The sequence below is a fragment of the Nonomuraea sp. NPDC052129 genome, assembly GCF_040680095.1.
In the GTDB taxonomy this organism is placed as follows: Bacteria; Actinomycetota; Actinomycetes; order Streptosporangiales; family Streptosporangiaceae; genus Nonomuraea.
On the sequence record NZ_JBFAVX010000001.1, the window covers coordinates 246751 to 264513 of the forward strand.

21 protein-coding genes, 1 tRNA gene and 1 pseudogene are annotated in these 17763 nt (G+C 67.9%); 12 read left to right on the forward strand and 11 right to left on the reverse strand.

Annotation, left to right across the window (positions count from 1 at the left end; translation table 11 throughout):
• Window positions 1-52 precede the first annotated feature (52 nt).
• Window positions 53-493 (forward strand): tyrosine-type recombinase/integrase, encoded by a 441-nt coding sequence (locus AB0L53_RS01160; protein ID WP_363988605.1) that lies wholly within the window; start codon window positions 53-55, stop codon window positions 491-493.
• Between the two features lie 224 nt (window positions 494-717).
• On the opposite strand, the gene AB0L53_RS01165 is transcribed toward AB0L53_RS01160, so the two are convergent.
• Entirely contained in the window at window positions 718-1524 is an 807-nt protein-coding gene (locus AB0L53_RS01165) for a UTRA domain-containing protein (protein WP_363988608.1), read from the reverse strand.
• A 197-nt stretch (window positions 1525-1721) separates the two neighbouring features.
• Here AB0L53_RS01165 and AB0L53_RS01170 point away from each other — a divergent pair, with 197 nt between their 5' ends.
• From AB0L53_RS01170 to AB0L53_RS01185, 4 genes are all read left to right on the forward strand, one after another.
• The gene (locus tag AB0L53_RS01170; RefSeq protein ID WP_363988611.1) at window positions 1722-2102 is read left to right on the forward strand and encodes a hypothetical protein; all 381 of its coding nucleotides are present in this window, start codon (window positions 1722-1724) and stop codon (window positions 2100-2102) included.
• A 1350-nt stretch (window positions 2103-3452) separates the two neighbouring features.
• The gene (locus tag AB0L53_RS01175; protein ID WP_363988614.1) at window positions 3453-4271 is read left to right on the forward strand and encodes a hypothetical protein; all 819 of its coding nucleotides are present in this window, start codon (window positions 3453-3455) and stop codon (window positions 4269-4271) included.
• A 333-nt stretch (window positions 4272-4604) separates the two neighbouring features.
• Window positions 4605-4784, forward strand: coding sequence for a hypothetical protein (locus tag AB0L53_RS01180; protein WP_363988617.1), 180 nt, complete (start codon window positions 4605-4607; stop codon window positions 4782-4784).
• A 1-nt stretch (window position 4785) separates the two neighbouring features.
• Window positions 4786-5991 carry an FAD-dependent monooxygenase gene (locus AB0L53_RS01185; RefSeq protein ID WP_363988620.1) on the forward strand — a complete coding sequence of 402 codons (1206 nt, stop codon included), beginning with the start codon at window positions 4786-4788 and terminating at the stop codon, window positions 5989-5991.
• On the opposite strand, the gene AB0L53_RS01190 is transcribed toward AB0L53_RS01185, so the two are convergent.
• The 3 genes from AB0L53_RS01190 to AB0L53_RS01200 are packed head-to-tail and all read right to left on the reverse strand — an operon-like array spanning window position 5981 to window position 9791.
• Entirely contained in the window at window positions 5981-7126 is a 1146-nt protein-coding gene (locus tag AB0L53_RS01190) for an FAD-dependent oxidoreductase (protein ID WP_363988623.1), read from the reverse strand. The two genes, AB0L53_RS01185 and AB0L53_RS01190, sit on opposite strands and share 11 nt — an antisense overlap.
• Window positions 7126-8145 carry an NAD-dependent epimerase/dehydratase family protein gene (locus AB0L53_RS01195; protein ID WP_363988626.1) on the reverse strand — a complete coding sequence of 340 codons (1020 nt, stop codon included), beginning with the start codon at window positions 8143-8145 and terminating at the stop codon, window positions 7126-7128. Before AB0L53_RS01195 ends, AB0L53_RS01190 begins: the two co-directional genes overlap by 1 nt.
• A complete protein-coding gene (locus tag AB0L53_RS01200) occupies window positions 8142-9791 on the reverse strand; it encodes a CocE/NonD family hydrolase (RefSeq protein ID WP_363988629.1) in 1650 nt (549 codons plus the stop codon). Before AB0L53_RS01200 ends, AB0L53_RS01195 begins: the two co-directional genes overlap by 4 nt.
• Before the next feature lie 159 nt (window positions 9792-9950).
• Between AB0L53_RS01200 and AB0L53_RS01205 the strand changes: the two genes are divergently transcribed.
• Window positions 9951-10421 (forward strand): helix-turn-helix domain-containing protein, encoded by a 471-nt coding sequence (locus tag AB0L53_RS01205; RefSeq protein WP_363988632.1) that lies wholly within the window; start codon window positions 9951-9953, stop codon window positions 10419-10421.
• A gap of 194 nt (window positions 10422-10615) precedes the next feature.
• Here the strand turns inward: AB0L53_RS01205 and AB0L53_RS01210 are convergent, their stop codons facing one another.
• The 3 genes and pseudogenes from AB0L53_RS01210 to AB0L53_RS01220 form a co-directional block, all read right to left on the reverse strand.
• Window positions 10616-11557, reverse strand: coding sequence for an NAD-dependent epimerase/dehydratase family protein (locus AB0L53_RS01210; RefSeq protein WP_363988635.1), 942 nt, complete (start codon window positions 11555-11557; stop codon window positions 10616-10618).
• 235 nt (window positions 11558-11792) lie between these two features.
• Window positions 11793-12356, reverse strand: a pseudogene (locus tag AB0L53_RS01215) (aminoglycoside phosphotransferase family protein); the annotation flags it as partial.
• Between the two features lie 89 nt (window positions 12357-12445).
• A complete protein-coding gene (locus AB0L53_RS01220; protein WP_363990310.1) occupies window positions 12446-12673 on the reverse strand; it encodes a histidine phosphatase family protein in 228 nt (75 codons plus the stop codon).
• On the opposite strand from AB0L53_RS01220, the gene AB0L53_RS01225 reads away from it, so the two are divergent.
• Window positions 12672-12980, forward strand: a complete 309-nt coding sequence (locus AB0L53_RS01225; RefSeq protein ID WP_363988638.1) for a tyrosine-type recombinase/integrase — start codon at window positions 12672-12674, stop codon at window positions 12978-12980. The genes AB0L53_RS01220 and AB0L53_RS01225 overlap by 2 nt on opposite strands.
• Window positions 12981-13043: 63 nt before the next feature.
• Here AB0L53_RS01225 and AB0L53_RS01230 read toward each other — a convergent pair.
• A tRNA-Pro gene (locus AB0L53_RS01230) sits at window positions 13044-13120 on the reverse strand.
• Between the two features lie 84 nt (window positions 13121-13204).
• Here AB0L53_RS01230 and AB0L53_RS01235 point away from each other — a divergent pair.
• From AB0L53_RS01235 to AB0L53_RS01250, 4 genes are all read left to right on the forward strand, one after another.
• Window positions 13205-13630, forward strand: coding sequence for a hypothetical protein (locus AB0L53_RS01235; protein ID WP_363988641.1), 426 nt, complete (start codon window positions 13205-13207; stop codon window positions 13628-13630).
• A gap of 69 nt (window positions 13631-13699) precedes the next feature.
• On the forward strand, window positions 13700-14245 hold the full coding sequence (locus tag AB0L53_RS01240) for a hypothetical protein (RefSeq protein WP_363988644.1): 546 nt from the start codon (window positions 13700-13702) through the stop codon (window positions 14243-14245).
• A gap of 5 nt (window positions 14246-14250) precedes the next feature.
• On the forward strand, window positions 14251-14943 hold the full coding sequence (locus tag AB0L53_RS01245) for a hypothetical protein (RefSeq protein ID WP_363988646.1): 693 nt from the start codon (window positions 14251-14253) through the stop codon (window positions 14941-14943).
• A 6-nt stretch (window positions 14944-14949) separates the two neighbouring features.
• Window positions 14950-15144: a hypothetical protein gene (locus tag AB0L53_RS01250; RefSeq protein WP_219538302.1), complete on the forward strand. Its 195-nt coding sequence runs from the start codon at window positions 14950-14952 to the stop codon at window positions 15142-15144.
• 105 nt (window positions 15145-15249) lie between these two features.
• Here the strand turns inward: AB0L53_RS01250 and AB0L53_RS01255 are convergent, their stop codons facing one another.
• Both AB0L53_RS01255 and AB0L53_RS01260 read right to left on the reverse strand, forming a co-directional pair.
• On the reverse strand, window positions 15250-15663 hold the full coding sequence (locus tag AB0L53_RS01255) for an ATP-binding protein (RefSeq protein ID WP_363988649.1): 414 nt from the start codon (window positions 15661-15663) through the stop codon (window positions 15250-15252).
• Window positions 15664-15679: 16 nt separating this feature from the next.
• Entirely contained in the window at window positions 15680-16450 is a 771-nt protein-coding gene (locus AB0L53_RS01260; protein ID WP_358555519.1) for a SigB/SigF/SigG family RNA polymerase sigma factor, read from the reverse strand.
• Window positions 16451-16626: 176 nt separating this feature from the next.
• Here AB0L53_RS01260 and AB0L53_RS01265 point away from each other — a divergent pair, with 176 nt between their 5' ends.
• Entirely contained in the window at window positions 16627-16983 is a 357-nt protein-coding gene (locus tag AB0L53_RS01265) for an STAS domain-containing protein (RefSeq protein WP_357946367.1), read from the forward strand.
• A gap of 19 nt (window positions 16984-17002) precedes the next feature.
• Here AB0L53_RS01265 and AB0L53_RS01270 read toward each other — a convergent pair whose 3' ends face one another.
• Window positions 17003-17659 (reverse strand): GAF and ANTAR domain-containing protein, encoded by a 657-nt coding sequence (locus AB0L53_RS01270; protein ID WP_363988653.1) that lies wholly within the window; start codon window positions 17657-17659, stop codon window positions 17003-17005.
• Window positions 17660-17763 lie beyond the last annotated feature (104 nt).

Below are 17763 nucleotides of genomic sequence, written 5' to 3' on the forward strand. Positions count from 1 at the left end.
CTCCACTCCGGATAGACCGTTGAAGCTGCCGCCGGGCCAATCCCGCCGGACCATGCCGGGTCGAGATCGTGGACACGCTGCACAGTCCTGTGCGTACTCGGCCAGGAGGTCGATCGCGTCGGCGATCCGGACCGGGACATTCCGCCGTGGATCGCCGTGTGGCGCTCCGCATGGGAAGGAGGCGACACCAAGACCGCAGGATCACGGGCTTGTCTTCGCCTCGCTCGTTGGCACACCGCTCGATGCCCACAACGTCAGACGAGCGTTCCGGAAGATCGTCAAGGACGCCGGGATGCCCGCCTACTACTGGACGCCCCGCGAGATGCGCCACAGCTTCGTCTCGCTGCTCTCCGACTCCGGTGTCCCCTTGGAGGACATCGCCCGCCTGGTCGGCCACAGCGGGACGGCGGTCACCGAAGCCGTCTACCGCAAGCAGATCCGCCCTGTACTCCTGCAAGGAGCTGCGGCGATGGACGATCTCTTCGCCCGTTAGTCACTCACCCATGCGAAAGGGTGCCACCCAGAAGAGTGACACCCTGCTCGACCAGAGAAAACCTGGTCGGGACGACAGGATTTGAACCTGCGACCCCTTGACCCCCAGGCACGTCACGAGGGGGGCGGGATCACGGCCGATACTCGCCCCCACCTGGGGTTATAGTCCTTGCCGGTCCTTCAGCGTCCGAGGTCGTCCGGCGCGATTGTCACTCAGTTCGTCACTCAGAATTCGTCGTACCCGGAGACCTGGCCGATGGAGAAGATGTGCCGGTTCGCGGCGCAGATCGTCTCAAGAACGTGGATGGGCGTGCCCTCGGTGGAATAGCTCGCGCGGAGCACCTGGACGATCCACTCTCCGGGCTCGAGTTCCAGCGTCTCGCGCTCGAAGGTTGTCGGCTGCCGAGCGGTCAGGTTCTCCTCCGCGTGGCCGAAGGAGTAGCCGAGCGCGGTCAACGCGGACTGAAGCGACGGCTTGACGAACTCCGGCTCGGCGAGCCTGGTGTCGCCGAACAGGTCCGCACGGAAGTAGCTCGTCGCGATGCGTACGGGCACGTCGTTTGCGGTCATCATCTTGCGCCGGGCCACGATGTCCGTACCGGGCTCGACCCGCAGGCAGGCCGCAACATGATCACTGGCGGGTTCCAGCCCGACATAGAGCATCCGGCGATCAGCTTTGAGCCCTTGCCGTTCCGCTTCCGCCAGAAACAGGGACTTGGAACCCCTGACGGCGGGCTCGGTCGGCAACGCCCGCTGCACCAGCACCCGAGGGGCCGGCGAGGCGGGGCCTTCCGGCGCACGAGCCGTGGGCCCCTTTCTCATCTGCGAGATGCGTCCCGGCGAGACCCCCAGCCGCCCGGCGATCTCCTCCAGGCTCATCCCGGACTCCCGTGCCTCCGCGATGGCCTGCCGCCGCATCTTGGCCGCCTCGGTGACCAACCCCTGCTCCTCGGTCATGAGTCGGCTGAGCATGCGGGCTCGTTCCACGGGATCGCTGACCTGCGCGACTTCTCTCAGCGTCTTCAAGTCCATCCGGGCGTTGCCTCCTCAGCGACCGACATTCGGCGCACTTTAGCCCCTCTATTGCGAGGGCATGGCCAGGGCTCTACTCTCGACTTTAGCCCCCCTAAAGCAGGGGCCTTGAATAGACCCCCACCTGCGGGACAAACGGTGCTGCAACACCACCCGCAGATGGAGGTCTGAAGCATCGAGAGCTTGGGGCGTCAACGATGCAGGACCAGATTATCGCCGTGCCCAGGAACGGCAAGAAAACGCAAGCCGCGCTGTCCGCAGATCTCCTGCGCCAGACCCTCCGGAGAGAGCACGGCATACAGGCGGACATCCACATGGGATACGACCTTGCCCTGGTGTCAGTCTGGGTAGGGCTCGTGGTGTGGTGCGACGGCCACCGGTTCTGGTGGCGCACCGGCTGGGACCCCGAACGCAAGCGCGCCGTCTACGCCTGGCACCCGGCCATCGAACCAGGACGAGCCGCCCGCCGCATCGCCTTCCGGTACGCCGATCTACGCGCCAACCACCCGCTCGCGCAGGCGATCGGCGACGTGGAGCACGCCGCCAGCGCCTCCCCCGCAGAAGAAAGCGCGCCATGACGACGGCTGGGAGCACCATCGGCAGCCGAGTCAAGATCGTGGATATGCTCCATAGCCCAGCCAGGACACGAGCGTTCGCATCATGGCTCCTTGGAGAACGTGGCACGGTGGTGAGCATCCTACGTAACGGCACGCTGGCACTCGTGAAACTCGACGGCGAGCCCGGCGAACTGCTCGGCGGAGCACGACGCTGGCCCATCCACTGGGATGACCTGCTGATGTACACCGTGGACGCCGGGCCGGTGAACGTCCAAGAGGGCTACCGGCTGGGACTATCCGGCCTGGGACGAGACGCCGTTCAGCATGCCGTACAAGGTGACAGCGGAACGAGCCTTTGCGGCGAGCCAGCGCACCCGCTGCCGATCTGCGGATGGCCGTTGCCATTCTCGCCAAGGGCAGCTCGGGCCTGCCTCGCCTGTGTCCGCTTGGCAGTGGAGGCGTCATAGGACCGTCCGTCTTTCAGGGGAGCAATCACCCTGCTCGCGTGATCAGGGCCGTGGTAAGGAGCATGTAGGCGGTGCTGCGCATGCGTCGGCGTGGGGGACGCTGCTGTCACCTCAGCCATGGTCACCCGATGGCAGGGACCAACGGAGGAGGGCCTTGCCGGCGATCGCCCCAGCCTGTACGACGGACACCGAAGTCCGCGATCGTCACGGCCTAGGCCACCGTGCCACGCCTTCTAATCCGTAGCCAGGTAGAGCTTGTCCACGGTTGTCCCCAGGTGCCTCAACACGCTGGTCACGGGGCCTGATCGCGGAGTTCGAGTCGGCACACGTCCGTGATCGTCCAGGACCGGTGTTAGCAACTCCGTTAGCAAGATCGTCCAGCAGGGAACGCTTCCGCTGGCGTGGCAGTCACTTAAGCCATAGTGACCCAGTGCCAAGACCCAACGAAGGAGGGGCTTGGCGGCGATCGCCCCAGCCACGCACTGCGGGAACCGAAGTCCGCGATCGTGACGGCATCAGCCAACCGACACCTGGGTCAGAAGGGCAGCCTTGCCTTGGCAGCCCGGATGGTCTGAGCTGCGCGAATGCCTCATACGCTCGCTGGATTTTCTTTGATCATCCACGCATGTCCGTGTTCGCAAGAATGGGCCACAATGTTTGTCCGTTGCCCCCTCCACCCAGCCCATTAGCCGACCTGGAACAGAGTCGTAAGCGAGGAAACAGTGCGTCCGTTGAAGTTATTCGCCCGGCGGGTCCTAAATGACGAAATCGTACGGGAGCGACAGGCGCTGTTCGCCGTCGAGCAACAGAACGACGAGCTACGCCGCAGAGTCTCCGTAATGGAGACACGGCCCCTGGTGCAACGGGGAGGGACACGCCTAGCCCGGAAAGGCTCGCAGGGCACGTGGCGCTGTTGACCTTCACCGCCACAATCGTCTTCGGCCTGACCTGGATGACCTACCGCCGTACCTATGGCGCTTTCGGCCTGACACCCGACGAGGTCGGCCTGGACTACGGCACCGTCCTCTCGCGAGCGGCCACTGGTTTTGGCGTGCTTGCCGTGTTCGCAGTGCTCAGCTGGGGAGCTTGGCGGCTGTTCAACCGGCTTTCTGCGGAAGTTGAAACTCCGGCTGTGGGTATCAGGGACGCCCTGGTTGGCTCAATTGCAGCCGAATTCTTGATTCTCACATACTTCCTGCTCTCCGGCGGCATACTCCCCGAGGCCTTCTTCTGGCATTTCGCAATCGCCACACTGGCACAATTGGCATGTCTGGTGGCGGTGGCAGCCCACAGAGTGGGAAACTTCAGCTATCAGCGGCGCTTGCTGTTTACAGAAAAGACCATAGGCAAGATCACCGGCATGGCGCGTACACCCGCAATCGGCAAGATCACCAGGATCATGCGCGCACCTGCGGTGCTGGTGGCGCTGATTGTGCTCCTTTACACGCCCAACGCCGCGGGTGCGAACTTGGCTGACGCCCTTAAGTTAGGCGGTACGATTCCTTCTAGACTCTTTCCGTCGCTGGTGGACGCGAAGGTGGTTGCCGTCGACCTGTCCTGGGTTCCGGAGACGCAACATGAGACACTCAGCCCATTCTACGACCCCGACTTCTATTATCTCGGTCAGCGAGAGGGCCTGGTCATTCTTTACGAGACGCGCAGTCATCGAGTGTTGCGCGTCTCCAGTCAAAACATTGTGATGCAGTCGTTCTCGTTTAAATAGCTCCTCATCGAGAGTGAGGACTCTACGGCCGGGTCACATGAGATGGCTTGCGCAGATGTCTCGCAGAGCCCGCACCCTTTCCAAGATCGTCCCATACATCTCCCGTGGTCGCGAAGGCCGGCCAAAACGTCACTCGGTGCCAAATCGCCTTGACACCCGCATTGAGAATCGTCACGGCCTCAGCGGAACACTTCATTACGAGTGAGAACACGATCGTCCACAGACGTCCATGGCTCTCCCTACGCCCAGGCCACGCTGTGCTCTGGAGAGCTGCCCATCCACAGGCATCCGTGATCGTCCTACTACCGGCTGGCCGAGGACGCCTGGGCCGCGGTGGTCCGCCAGCAGATCGCCGGCATCACCTCGTTCCTGGACATCACCCGCGACGGGCTGAGCCTGCTCGGCGAACAAGAGGACCGGGCAGGCAGGATCCGGCAGGCGCAGGCCACCTTCGAGTGGATGGCCAAGCTGTTCGAGGGCGCCCCGCCCCTGCCGAGCGGGAAGGAGCGCTGAGGTGGCCGGACACGCGATCGTGATCGGCGCCGGCATCTGCGGGCGGGCCGCTGCGCTCGCGCTGCGCCGGATCGGCTGGCAGGCCACCGTGCTGGAGCGCGCGACGGCGCTGGGCGAAGTCGGGGCGGGCCTGTCGCTGGCCCCTCACGCGATGCGCGCGCTGGAGGTGCTGGGCGTCGGCGAGCAGGCCCGCGCGGCCGGCGTGCCGAGCATGGCCACCCACCACCTGCGCCAGCCGTCCGGCCGCTATCTGGTCCGCGCCCCGGCCGCCGGGGGTCCGCCGTTACGGGCCTTTCGCCGCGCAGCGCTGCACCGGCTACTGCTGGACGCGATGCCCGAAGGGTGGGTGCGCACCGGCGTGGAGGTCACCGGCATCGACGAGACCGGCCCGCACGTGAACGTCGCGGGGATGAGCGCCAATGTGGTCATCGCGGCCGACGGCATCCACAGCACCACCCGGCGGCAGTTGTGGCCGCAGGCGCCACCACCGCGGTTCCTGCGCTACACCGGCTGGCTCGGTCTGGCCGAACTCGCGCACCGGGTAGGACCCGGCGGCCCGGCCGGCTTCGAGGGCAGCATGACCATGGGCGACGGCGGCTACTTCCTCATCCACCCGATCAGCGAGCGCCATGTCTACTGGGCGTTCGGCACTACCGCCGACCGGCCTGGCCTGCGCTACGACGACGAGCTCAGCGAAGCGCGCCGCCGCCTGACCGGCTGGCACGACCCGATTCCTGACCTGCTGGAGGCCACTGACCCGGCCGTCGTCCGGCGCGTCGACATCCACGGCCTGGCGCCGCTGCCGAGTTTCGTCAGCGGCCGGGTGGCCCTGCTGGGTGACGCCGCGCACGCGATGAGCCCTGACCGGGGCCAGGGAGCCGGCCAGGCGCTGGAGGACGCCGTGGTGCTGGCCGCCCTGCTGAAGGATGCCGCTGACAGCGACGGCATCCCGGCTGCCTTGGCCCGCGCTACGACCGCCAGCGTCGGCCGCGTGCTCAGTACATCGCCCGCGACGCGCATCGCACCGGCCAGCAGATGGTCAACGGCGGTCCCGTTGCCCGGCGGCTCACCACCACCATGCTCCGGCTGGTCCCTTCAGCCTTGTGGTCTCGGATGCTCGCGCCCGAGCGCAACCCTCTGTGGAATTGGCAGCCGCCTCGGCTGGACCGTGGCGATCTGGATCAGGGCAGGCGTGATCAGCCCTTGATGTAGCGGCGGGTCATGTAGCGGCGGACCGGGTCCAGGGAGGCCAGGCGCAGCGGCAGCTGGCTCAGCCACAGCACGACGGGGTTGGCCGGGGCGTAGACGCCCTTCACGCGGCGGCCCAGCTTCTGTTTCTTCTCCACTTCCGGGCGTAGTTCGGCCTCCCAGGTGGTCAGGGCGGCGCGGATGTCGCCCGGGTTGTTCTGCAGGGCCGTGCCGAGCAGGTCGGCGCCGCCGACGGCCAGGGCTGAGCCGTACCCGGCGAACAAGGTGACGCACCAGGCGGCATCACCCAGCAGGACCACCCGGCCGTGGCTCCACCGGTCGAGGACCATCTGGCTGATGGTGTCGAAGTAGACCGATTCGGTGGTGGCCAGGCCGGCCAGGACTTCGGGCACCACCCAGCCCATGTCGCCGTACACCTCAGGCAGCACCTTGTGCGGGTCGTCGCCCGGGGTGCCGCGGTCGGTGCGGTAGCCGAAGAAGGCGACGTTGCGGCCGTCGCCGACGCTGATGACGGCCACTGTGCGACCGCCCTGCGACAGGGTGCCGGTGGTGCCGGGCGCGATCGCCGCGGGGCGTTTGTCCAGCATGTAGACGGCGACCATGTGCTCCAGATCGAGGCGGTAGTCGTCTTCGGGGCCGAAGACCAGGGCGCGGGTGGCCGAGTGCAGGCCGTCCGCGCCGATGAGCAGGTCGGCGTGTTCGACGGTGCCATCGCTGAGGGTGGCGTGGACGGCGTGCTCGTCCTGCTCGACGGCGTTGATGGTGGTGGAGAATCGGATGTCGACGGTGTCGCGGACTGTCCCGTACAGGACGGTCTCGACGTCGCCGCGCAGGATGTTCATCGACCGCTGGCCCATGGTGGCCGCGATGGTGGCGCGGTCGAGGGAGAATCGGCGCTGTCCGCCTGGCTTGTGGTAGACGAGTTCGCTGGTGACGAAGGCTTTGTCCTTCAGCGCGGGCAGGATGCCCATGCGCTCGGCGGCGTCGTAGCCGATGCCGCCGAAGCTGACCCCGTAGCCGCCGCCGCGCCGCTGTGGGGCGCGTTCGATGAGCAGGGTGTCCCAGCCGATCTGGCGCAGGCGCAGGGCGGCGGCCAAGCCGGCGATGCCGGCTCCGATGATGATGGCGCGCATCAGGTTCCTTGGTTGTCGGGCGAGAGCAGGGCGAGAAGGTGGCGTTCCTGGGCGGGGTTGAGCCAGGTGTCGGGGGAGGGCGCGTCGGGGCGGGGCGTTGGGTCGCCTTCGGCTTGCAGCCAGGCCCAGGTGTCGGCGAGGGTGTCGCGCAGCGGGCGGACGGTCAGGCCGACGGCGAAGGCGGCGCTGACATCGGCGTCGTGCATGCCGCTCGGCGCGCTGCCGTCCGGCAGCCGCAGCCCGAACTCCATCCCCAGCAGGAAGCCGTGCTCGTGCAGTAGCTCCGGTGGGGCCCACACCAGCTCGGTGTCGAAGCCGGTCACCTCCAGGACGGTCCGCAGCAGCCGGCCGATCGTGATCGCGCCTGGGGGACCGGTCACGGTGAAGGCGCCGGTGAGTCCTTGCTCGGCGGCCTGCAGCATCCATCTCGCCAGGTCGCGGGCGTCGATGTACTGCACGGGCGCGTCCGCCGGGCTGGGGGCCAGCACGCGGCCGCCCTTCTCCAGGCGCCGTAGCCACCACGGGACGCGGCCGACGTCCTCGTATGGTCCGAGGATCATTCCGGCCCTGGCCAGCAGGGCACGCTCGCCGAAGGCGTCGAGGACGGCGAGCTCGCCGCCGCGCTTGGCCGCGGCGTAGTCGGTGCCGTCTTCGCTGCTGGGGTCGCCGCCTACCAGCGGGGCGTGCTCATCCGCGCCCGCAGGCCAGGGCCAGCGGTGCACGCCGCGGCTGGAGACGTAGCCGTAGTGTCCGGTCCGGTCGGCCAGCAGGCGAGCGCTGTCGCCTACGACGCGCGGTGCCCAGGCCCAGGTGTCGATGACGGCGTCCCACTCCTGCGTACCCAGGGCGGCGGCGACGGCGTCGGGGTCGGTGCGGTCGGCGATCAGGACCTGCACACCCGGCGCGGGCGGGCGGCTGAGGCCCCGGTTGAGCGTGCTCACCTCATCTCCGCGTTCGAGTGCGCCTTCCACGATGGCGCGGCCCACATGGTGAGTACCGCCGAGGACGAGCAGTTTCATGACACTCCGAAGGTGATGGGCAGCCATACGGCTGAGGGGTGGTCGCGGTCGTGGAAGATTTCGTGCTCGGACGGGTGCAGGCTCCGCCCGGTGGCCAGCGGCTCGCCGGTTCCCGGATTACGGCCGAAGCGCGGGTGGGCACCGCTGGAGATCTGCAGCCGGATGCGGTGACCACGCCGGAAGCGATGCGCGAGCGGCCACAACACGATGTCGGCCACCCGGACACCGCCCGGCCCATCGCCGCGCGGATCCTGGAGCGCCGCACTGGGCGCCTGCATCCGGACGATGCCGTCGCACACATTGACCGAGCGCCCCCGTGGATTCACCTCGCGCACGCGGGCGAAGTAGTCGACGTGCGGGATTGAGGAGCGGACGTGGAGGCGGACGCGCACCGGGCCGATGGCCTCGACGTCCGCGGCGAGGGGTTCGGTGGTGAAGGTCAGCACGTCGGCTCTGGCCTCGATGGCGCGGTTGTCCTTCGGACCCGCTGACAGGCCTACCGCCGTGCCGCCGACCGTAGGGGTCGGATCGCCGGGATCGTAGCGGTAGCGGCTGGGCGCAGCTGAGACGGCGGCTGCTGCTGTACGGCTCAGCCTCCCGTCCGGCTGCAGGTACCACGGGCTCGGCTGGTGTGCGGGAGGCCAGGTGGGCGACTCGATCCAGCGTTCGGCGCCGGTGACGAACAGCCGCACCCCCGACGGTCCACCGGCGCCGAACAGGGCTGCATCCAGCGCGGCCAGGGCGTCGCGCATGCCCTCGCGGGTGTACAGGCCCCGGCCGTGTCCCCACGGCCCGACCAGCAGCCGCACCGTCCGTCCCGCCGCCTGCAGTGCGGCGTGGTCGTCCAGCATGCTGGGCAGGAAGAAGTCGTGCCAGCCGGCCTGCAGGTGCACCACCGGCGGCATCCGCCCGGTGTTGGCCCGATGGTCGGTGCGCGCCCAGTAGACATCATCCGGGTCGTGGGCGATCCACTCCCGAAACCAGCTCACCGCGTGCCCGGTCAGCTCCCGGTCGGCCTCGCCCACCGGCAGCCGCATCGTGGCCCGGCGCAGTGTGCGGCCGGCGGTGAACGCGGCGAGCATCTGCCGCACGGTGGAGAAGCCGCTGGTGAACATCGTGTCCACGAGCTGCACCCAACCCAGCGCGTTGCCCAGGGCGAAGGCGCCGGGATACATGAAGGCGTGGGCGAAGGCGGAGGGCGCGTCCTGGATGAGGGCGATCTTCCATTCCGGGATCTGGCGGGCGGCCAGCTCCCACTGTGCCAAACCCAGGTAGCTGGCCCCCCAGGTGGCCAGCTGATCGCCGAACCACGGCTGAGCGCGTAGCCAGCTCAGCGTGCCGTCGGCGTCGGCGGGGTCGATGGTGAACCCGTCGAAGCGGCCGCCAGATCCGGCGGTGCCGCGCAGGCTCTGATACAGCACCTGGTAGCCGCGCTCGGCCAGGAGCGCGGGCATGCGGTCCAGCGCGTTGCCCCTGCCGTACGGGCTGCGCAGCAAGATCAGCGGCGGCTGACGCAGATCGGCGGGGTAGTGGCGGGTGGCCAGCAGGCGCACCCCGTCCGCGGCCGGGATCGCGATGTCGCGCTGCACCCGCACCGGGTGCCGGATCTCGGGGCGCACGCCGTACAGACGGCTGAGGAAGGTCATCGGGCTCTACTCCTGGGTCGACAATGCTGCTCGCCGACCAGGCTTCCCGGCACACCATCGAATCTCCGAGACGGAGGCGATGTCATCAATATAGCGAATCTTCAGAACTTTCTGAACACTTCTGAGGTTCGCTATCCTGTCGCCTATCGGAGGTGGCGTGTGAACGACAGGCACGAGCAGTGGCAGGCGGCCGAACGGCTGGCCCTGACGTTGACCGAAGGCGGGCTGCAGCGCATGGCCGCCCGGACGCTGGCGGTGTTCCTGTTCACCGACGCCGAGACGGTCACCATGGGCGAGATCGCCGACCAGCTCGGCGTCAGCGCCGGCTCGGTCTCCGGCTCGGTCAAATCCCTGCTCTCGGTCGGCCTGATCGAACGCCTGCCCGCGCCCGGCAGCCGCCGCGAGCACTACCGACTACGCGACGACGCCTGGGCCACTCTGTTCACCAGCCAGAACACCGTCATCCAGCTCATGCTCGCCGCCGCCGAGAACGGCATCGCCACGACCACCGCCGACGACCCCGCGAATCGACGGCTGACGCAGATGCGCGACTTCTACCGGTTCATGCTCGAAGAGATCCCCACCCTGCTGGACCGCTGGCAACAGCATCAGGCCACCCGCTCCGGGTGAGGCGTCCTACGAAGACCACAGCCAGGCTGCCTCGCTCGCGCCGGCTGTGCCTCGCGCTCGCGGTTTGAAAGGTACCTCGGCAATCCGCCGGTCTCGCTCGGCGAGTCGCACCTCCCGCTCGGTGAGTTGCACGCGGATTCCTGGGCGGTCGCGGGCTGGCGACAGGCGACCAGGACGCCGAGCCACACAGGCGGTCAGCCGATCCCCGCCAGTGCCCGAAGACCCAGGTCCATCCATCCGCCGGCCCCGAACATGCCGTCGCCGTTAAGCAGTGCCATGGCCGTCCTGCAGGCCATGTAGTCGAGCCCGGCGAGGTAGATGAGCGAAATTGATGGTGCTAAGGCGGTCTCTACCGCGATGGACGAACGGCCGCGATTGGCGGTGAGCCATTCGAGCTGCACGGTCATACCGGTGAGCAGGTCTGTGGCTGGAGACCAGCCGAGCAGCCGATGCGCCGTGGACACGTCCGCGCAGGTGACTAGGACATCGCCGCTACGCGCGCTGGTCGAGCGGACGTTGATGGGCTGGCCGGTGATCTGACGGGCCAGCTCGACGGCATCGTTGAGGCACGTGGTGCCGCCGGCTCCAACATTGATCACGCGGTTTGGCAGGTAGACGGTCCCTGCCGCGATGGTCGCGGCGACGGCGTCATCGATGTAGGTGAAGTCGCGACGCTGCTCGCCGTCCCCGTAGATCTGAACGGTCAGGCCGGTCGTGGCGGCGGTGAGGAGCCGCTGGACGAACATGTCTTCCCGTTGGCAGGGCCCGTAGACGGTGAAGTACCGCAGGGCCACGACGGTGGTGTCACAGTCGGACCGGGCAGCGTGAGCGAGACACAGTTGTTCCTCCGCGAGCTTGGTGACCGCGTACGGGGAGGCGGGCCGCGGGTGGTCGGATTCAGTGCTGGGCCGACCGCCGGTCGCGCCGTAGACGCTTGAGGACGACGCGACGACCAGGCGCGGAATGCGCAGCCTCGTGACCGCGTGCATGAGCCGCTGGGTGGCCGAGATGTTGGAGGCGACGTAGTCGTCGAAGTCGGCGCCCCATGACGGCTGGACACCCGGGACGCCGGCCAGATGGAAGACGACGTCGGCGTCGAGCAGTGCGCCGGTGACGACAGCCCGGCGGGGAAGCATGGCGGGTGCGTTGTTCGAAGGCCGAGACGGTCATGGTGGTCCTTCGCGGTCGGCGGAGATCGGTGATGAGTGTGCGGCCATGGGCGAGCAGCTCCGCATTGCCTGCTTCGTGGCCGCGTACCAGTGCGGTGATGGCCTCCAGGGCGCCGAAGCGCTCCAGGAGTTCCTGCTCGGCGGGGTCGAGAAAGCGGCCGTACCCGTCGAGAAACGCCGCGCGAAGGTGGGGGGCGCGCTGCCAGTAGCGGTGTTCGAGGCGGCTGAAGTCACGGATGCGGGCGTCGAGGCGGGTGTGCTCGAAGTCCAGGACGCCGACCTCGCCGGTGGTCCTGACGACCCAGTTGCGCGGTTGGTAGTCCAGGTGGCAGACGGCGGTTTCGAGGGTCTCGGCGGCCATCTGGTCGGCGCAGGCGTGCAGGACGCAGAGGTCGGACGGGGTGATAAGGGCGGTCAGTTGGGCGCGGGCAGCCCACCAGCGCATGCGTTCAGCCAGGTAGGCGGACACGCCGGTGCTGGCGTGCGGGTCGGGTGAGGCTTGGTGCAACAACCGGAGTACGCGGCCCGCAGCACGGTGGGCCTGTCGTTCGGCGAGGGAACCCTCCGAGAGCTGTGCGGCGCGTTGTCCTGGCAGGGCGGTCAGCAGCAGGGACAGGCTGTCGGGGTCGGCGTGGACCAAGTGCGGGGCGTGTTCGCCCAGGGACGGCACCCAGGTGGCATAGGCGCGGGCTTCGGCGTGGAACCGGTCCGGGTTGTCGTGGTGCTTGAGGATGTAGCGGTTGCCGTCGTCTGCGGCCAGGAGCATGAGGTGCGGCGGAAGGTCGAGGCGTGGCAGTCATGTGACGGGGCCGAGATGGCGGCAGGCCATGGCCAAGAGGTTGTTCTCGCTGGCGTTCACGAGCTGGCCTGCGCGGTCAAATGGGCGGTGTCGTTGTGGCGCTGCAGCATCCAGCGTTCGTCGTTGAACCGGTTGCGGTGAAGTTGCCAGTGGGTGATGGAGGCGTGGTCGACGGCGAAGCTGGTCATCAGGCCAGGGCGCAGGTCCAGCAGCAGGGTGTGAGTGGCGAGCACGGTTTCGCCGTGAGCGGCGAACAGGATGCGCGCCCCTTGGTGGTTGCGGATGAGGTCGGCGAGGACCTCGCCGGCGAGCTACGGGCTCGTCTTCGCCTCGCTCGTCGGTACACCCCTCGACGCCCACAACGTCCGCCGCGCCTTCCGGAAGATCGTCAAGGATGCCGGATACTGGACGCCCCGCGAGATGCGCCACAGCTTCGTCTCGCTGCTCTCCGACTCCGGCGTCCCCCTGGAGGACATCGCCCGGCTCGTCGGCCACAGCGGGACGGCGGTCACCAAAGCCGTCTACCGCAAGCAGATCCGCCCCGTACTCCTGCATGGAGCTGCGGCGATGGACGATCTCTTCGCCCGTTAGTCACTCACCAATGCGAAAGGGTGCCACCCAGAAGAGTGACACCCTGCTCGACCAGAGAAAACCTGGTCGGGACGACAGGATTTGAACCTGCGACCCCTTGACCCCCAGTCAAGTGCGCTACCAAGCTGCGCTACGTCCCGGTTGTGTCGATCACCCCCTGCGGGGCGAGACGTCATAACCTTAGCGCACATCAGAACCGCACGTGTACTCAGCAGGAGGGGCTCGTGGGGCGTAGGCCGACCGTCGATCGGAGTGAGCTGGCCAGGCTCGTCGCCGAGGGGATGAGTGTGCAGGAGTTGGCCGCGCACTTCGGGGTCAGTGAGTCCGGGGTGCTGCAGGCCAAGCGGGCCGCGGGCCTGGCCAAGCCGATGCTCGATCACAGCCGGGCCGTACCGTGGAAGCTGGAGCGGAAGCACGCGCAGTCCGGGCCCGCCACGAACCTGCGGAACCTGTCCGCCGCCGCGCAAGGGAAGCCGCCGGCGGCCGAGCGGTTGAACACCGCCTTGCGGTGGGCGCAGCGGCTTGTCGATGCCGGGCTCGACGTCGGCTACGACAGCGTGAACGGGTTCAGGGAGGTCGCCGCCGCCCCTGGTGACTCACACGTCGCGACAGTGCTGGAAGCGGCCAGGAAAGCGCTGGAAGGCCGCTGACACCGGCGTTTCGGGCGCTCGTACGGGGGCAGTCGCTGGTCTCGACAATAGAGACCGGAGGCGAACATCATGTCCACCTTGATCTGGGTGGTCGTCGTCGTGGTCGCGGTGGTGGCCCTCGCCGCAGTCGGCTACGTGGTGTTGCAGCAGCAGCGCCGCAGCCGCCTCCGCGCACGTTTCGGCCCCGAGTACGAACGCCTGATGGCGGAGCACGACAGCAGGCACGACGCGGAGCAGGAGTTGCTCGCCCGTGAGCAGCGCCACTCCGAGCTGGACATCCGGCCCCTGCCGGAGGAGTCACGTGACAGCTACGCCACCCGGTGGAACGAGGTGCAGGAGCGCTTCGTCGACGCCCCCGGGTTCGCGGTATCCGAGGCCGACCAGCTGGTGGCGGCGGTCATGGCGGAGCGAGGCTACCCCACGGAGGACTTCGAGCAGCGGGTGTCCGATCTGTCCGTCGGGCACGGTGCCACCCTGGACCACTACCGGGCGGCCCACGAGATCAGCGGGCGCGCCGCCAGGAAGGAGGCCTCTACCGAGGACCTCCGTCAGGCGATGGTGCACTACCGCGCGCTCTTCGAAGAGCTCCTACAAGAGACCACGCGAGGACGGTGACCGATATGACGAGCGACGAGCTGAAAGTGCCGTCGCAACGGGCGGACCAGACCGACGACGACGCCCCCAGGGACGACTTCCGCGCCAACGACACCCCCACCGCCGACCTCAGCAGGGAAGACAGCGTCCGTGACGAGCGGTCGCGGGCGATCGTCGACGAAGAGAACGATGAGAACGACGAGGGGAATGGGGCTCGCCACCACGAGCCGTACGCCCCGGCAGGCGGCGACATGCTGGCCGAGCCCGAGCCGGGTCTGAGCCCGGACCCCGTGCGCGACGAGCCCGAGTACACCGACGACGTGCCCGGCGAGCCCGTGGTGGTGGAGAGCGCGCCGGCCCACGCCGCCCCTCAGTCCGTCGTCCTGTTCGACCAGGACCCGGCCGAAGTGCAGGGCCGCTGGCGCGAGCTGCAGACCTCGTTCGTGGACGACCCCAGTGACGCCGTCCAGCGGGCCGAAGGACTGGTCGAAGAGGTCGTCGAGGCGATCACCAGCGGTCTTACGGCTCGTACGGGCGAGCTGCGCGACCGCTGGAAGGGCGCGGGCGACACCGAGCAGCTGCGGCTGGCCCTGCGCGACTACCGGGTCGTGCTGGAGCGGCTGCTCACCCTCTCAGGCTACGAAGCAAGCCACGCAACAGGCCCCGCAACAGGCCATGAGACGAGCCACGCAACCGATACGGCCTACGGAACGAGGTAACGGGACATGCTGGCGATAGTCGCGGCGATCATTTTCGGCCTGGGCTTCCTGCTCGACCTGCTGAACGTGAGCATCGGGTCAGGGATCTCCGGCACGACGTTCATGCTGCTCGGCCTCACCCTGCTGGCGCTGCACCAGGCGGGCATCGGCACGGCCAGCGTCAAGAGCTACGGCGGCTGGCGAGGCCGTACCCGCCGATAACAAACGCCAATAGCGGACACAACACGACAGCGCGCGGCGCACTCGATGATCACGAGATGATCACGAGGCGTCGCGCGCGCACATATCGATTCATGTCTGGTGAAATCAGGCCTTGCTGGGGAAGCGCATGGTGACCGTGCTGCCCTCGCCGCCCACCCGCAGCGACAGGTCGGAGGAGAGCAGGCGGGCCACCCAGAGCCCCATCCCGCCCACCGAGCCGGGCATCGGACCGGGCTTCCAGGTGCCCTCGTCGTGTACCTCGACCACCAGTTCGCCGTCGTGGACCCAGGTGCGGAGCTGGGCGTCGACCGTGCCGTGGGTGACGGCGTTGGTGGCCACCTCGTTGACGGCGATGACGAAATCGCCCACCGCCTCCTCCGCCATGCCCACCTCGCGGGCCTCGGACGCGGCGAACTGGCGCACCCGCGGGAGGTCCGGCAACCGGAAGCTCAGCTTTTTCACCGGCGCGCCCGGTGGCGGGCTGATGGAGCCCGCCTGAGGATCGACATCCTCGTTCACCCGGTAACCGCCTTAATCAGCTGACTAGCTCGCTACGTAGCTGGTCCAGCACTTTACGGAGGATCCGCGATACATGCATCTGCGAGATGCCGAACTCTGCCGCTATTTCGGCTTGTGTCATGTTCCCAAAGAAGCGAAGCAGCAGGATGTGCTTCTCACGCGACGGCAGCGCGTCGATCAGCGGCTTGACGGCCTGCCGGTCGACCATCTTGCTCAGCGTATCGTCGTCCTCCGGGATGATGTCGCCGAGAGAGGCGGCGTCGTCCTCGGTTCCGAGCGGCGCGTCGAGCGACAGCGTGCTGTAGGCGGCCGAGGCGTCGAGCGTGAGCAGGACGTCCTCCTCGCTGATGTTCATCTTCGCGGCCAGTTCGGCCACGGTCGGGGAGCGGCCCAGATCCTGGCTGAGGTCGGCGACGAGCCGGTTCAGCTCGGAGCGGCGCTCCTGGTAGAGACGCGGCACCCGGATGGCCCAGGTACGGTCGCGGAAGTGGCGCTTGACCTCGCCGGTCATCGTGACGACGGCGTAGCCCCTGAAGGCGTGGCCGAGCGTGGGGTCGAAGCCGTTGACTGCCTTCATGAGGCCGACGTACGCGGCCTGCAGAAGATCCTCCAGAGGCTCGCCGCGGTAGCGGTAGCGTCTGGCGATCTCCATGGCGAGCGAGCGGTGCATCTCGACGATGCGCTCCCTCAGGCGTTCGCGGTGACTGTCGGTAGTGGCTTCGCCGGCCATTTCGGCCAGCAATTCTTCGGCGGTCAACTCCTCGAGGACGAATTCCCGCACAGCCATGGCTGCTCCTCATATGGGTCGCAGGGCCGCCTCCACCTGCAGAAAAAGCCCATGCAGAGGCTTGCCTCGCTCTACATCCGAGACGGAAGCCCTCTGCTGGACTTCGGATCCAGTGTCCCCCCTCACGGCAGAAGTATTCCTCCTTCGTGCGGTGACAGTAGGGTTGCCCCGTGACAATGCCGGAGAACGGCGAAGGGGCGGTGACGGCCCTGAGCCTTACGTCGTCGACCGTGGACGAGATCACGGTGATCAAGGTCGATGGCGTGCTCGACGCCACGACGCGCGAGCAGTTCGCCGACTACCTCTCTCTGGCGGGTTCCGAGCTGATCCTGGACCTGGCCGGAGTGACGTTCATGGACTCGCGCGCGCTCGGCCTGATCGTCCACCATTGGCAGACCAGCCTGGCGTCGGGTGCCAGGTTTGCCCTGGTCGGCGTGGAATATTCAAAGTCAAAGGTCATGTGGATCACCGGGCTCGCGCAGCGGCTGCCGCTGTACGACACGCTCGACGACGCCTTGGCCGCCATTGGCTGAGCACATTCCACTGAGGCCACTAGCGGCGGGACTTTTTCTGGTGCTCGTCGACCAGGAGCCTGGCCAGGTCCGCCACCTTGACCTGGTGGTGCTGTGAGATCCGGCGCAGTTCCTCGAAGGCCGCCTCGGACGAGCACCCGCTGGTCTTCATGATGATGCCCTTGGCCTGGTCGATCACCGAGCGGCCGGCCAGGGCCTCCTGGAGCTGGGCGGCGTCCGTACGCGCTTCCTCGAAGTCCCACAGGTTGGCCATGGCCACGCCCACCTGCTCGGTCAGCATGTCGGCCAGCGCCTGGGCGGCCTGCGGGGAGAAGGCGGCCGGCCGTACCGAATAGAGGCCGATGACCAGCAGGACAGGGTCGAGCCGGATGGGCACGGTGAGCACCGAGCGCACGCCCCAGCGGGCGGCGAGCGGGGCGTAGCGCGGCCAGCGCGAGTCGCTGAGCACGTCCGTCACGACCACCCGGCCGCCGGTCAGCCTGGCGTCGGTCGACGGGCCCTCGCCGATGTCGCGTTCGCCTTCGACCAGCATGATGAGCTCGCTGTGCGAGCCCGACACCAGCACCCGCTGGTCCCGCCAGTGCTCGGCGGAACCGCCCGAGCAACCGGGCACTCCGTCGGCCAGCGCGGTGGTCAGACCGCGCAGCACGCTTTCCGTTGAGTTGTCTTCGCCCAACCGCCCGAGAGTCGCCAGGTTACGGGCAAGTCCGGGGGTGATCATCGCCGTTGATTTCATAGCAGCTAGGCCCTACCCCTTATAGCTAGCATTATCCAGCGTGG